Below are 1,751 nucleotides of genomic sequence, written 5' to 3' on the forward strand. Positions count from 1 at the left end.
TACAAAACGAAAAAGGTTATAAGCGCGGCCAAATGGGGCTCGCCTATGAGATCGTTATTAACTCTAACCCATGTATCGCTTACTTGATGGAAGAGAATACCTTGATGATGCAGGCCTTAGTCATCGCGCATGCATCATATGGTCATAACTCTTTTTTCAAAGGCAACTACCTGTTCCGCACCTGGACCGATGCCAGCGCAATAATAGACTACCTTCTGTTCGCCAAAAACTATATTGCAAAGTGTGAAGGCCGTTATGGCGTCGATACCGTAGAAACCTTTCTAGACTCCTGCCACGCAGTAATGAATTACGGTGTTGACCGTTATAAGCGCCCTGCTCCTATATCAGCTGAAGAAGAATTGAAACGACAAGAAGAGCGCGAGTTCCATCTGCAGCAGCAAGTTAATGAGCTGTGGAGAACCATTCCTGTCAGCGGCGACAAAGAAGAAGCCGAGAAAGATCAACGCTACCCTGAAGAACCGCAGGAGAATCTGCTTTATTTCTTTGAGAAGAATGCCCCCATGCTTGCCCCATGGCAACGGGAAGTACTACGTATCGTGAGAAAAATTGCCCAGTATTTCTACCCGCAAAGACAAACTCAGGTAATGAATGAGGGTTGGGCAAGCTTTTGGCACTACACCATCATGAATACGATGTATGACAAAGGTTTGGTGAATGAAGGCTTTATTATCGAGTTCTTAAAATCACACACAGCGGTGGTCTATCAACCTCCCTTTGATAGCCAATGGTACAGCGGCATCAACCCTTATACGCTTGGTTTTGCCATGTTTCAGGATATCAAACGTATCTGCCAACAACCTACGGATGAAGATCGACAATGGTTCCCAGATATCGCGGGCACAGACTGGCTGGAAACACTCGATTTTGCCATGCGAAACTTTAAAGATGAAAGCTTTATCCTACAGTTCCTTTCACCTAAGGTAATTCGGGACTTAAAACTCTTCGCAATTCGTGATGATGACCAGCAGAGTCATTATGAAGTAACTGGAATACATGATGAGCAAGGTTATCGATATGTTAGAGAAAAGCTCTCTCAGCAATATAACCTGAGTATGCGCGAACCAGATATTCAGGTGTGGAATGTTGATTTAAGAGGAGATCGATCACTGACCCTTAGGCACACACCAAACAGCCGAGTCCCCTTGGGTAAAAGTACAGACGAAGTACTCAAGCACATACATCGTTTGTGGGGGTTTGACGTTCATTTATTTAGTGTTGAAGAAGGGCTGACAGTAGATGAATATCACTGCCCTCCCATCACGTAGCCGCCTGAAGACGAAGTCAATTAGTGAGTATTATTTAGGGCTAACTCTCGACAAAAGCTCTTTCGATTACGTAATGCCCGGCATTCCCCTGACGCGCTTCAACAAAGCCCATATCATCAAGTATACGACAAGTATCTTTAAGCATACTTGGGCTACCACAAATCATAAAACGATCATCATCAAGGTTTAACTCTGGTAGCCCTAAGTCTTTAACAAGCTTGCCACTCTCCAGCGCATCGGTAATTCGACCTTGAGTTTCAAACTCATCACGTGTCACGGTTGGGTAATAAATAAGCTTGTCTTTGATAAACTCACCAAAAAACTCATTTTCCGGAAGCTCCTTTTTGATTTGCTCTTGATAGGCCAGCTCTGAAACAAATCTCGTACCGTGCGTTAGAATTACTTTATCATATAATTCATAGGTTTCCGGATCCTTGATGATACTCATAAAAGGCGCCAAGCCAG

Annotated in this window: 1 protein-coding gene and 1 pseudogene; one reads left to right on the forward strand and one right to left on the reverse strand. The window is 44.0% G+C overall.

Annotated features, from left to right (window positions below):
- Positions 1 to 1,286, forward strand: a 1,286-nt coding sequence (locus tag A3756_RS20830; protein WP_068554517.1) for a SpoVR family protein, incomplete at its 5' end; no start/stop codon positions are given.
- Positions 1,287 to 1,326: 40 nt separating this feature from the next.
- Here A3756_RS20830 and A3756_RS20835 read toward each other — a convergent pair.
- Positions 1,327 to 1,751: pseudogene (locus A3756_RS20835) on the reverse strand (ferredoxin--NADP reductase); the annotation flags it as partial.

It is taken from the genome of Oleiphilus sp. HI0086, from assembly GCF_001635225.1.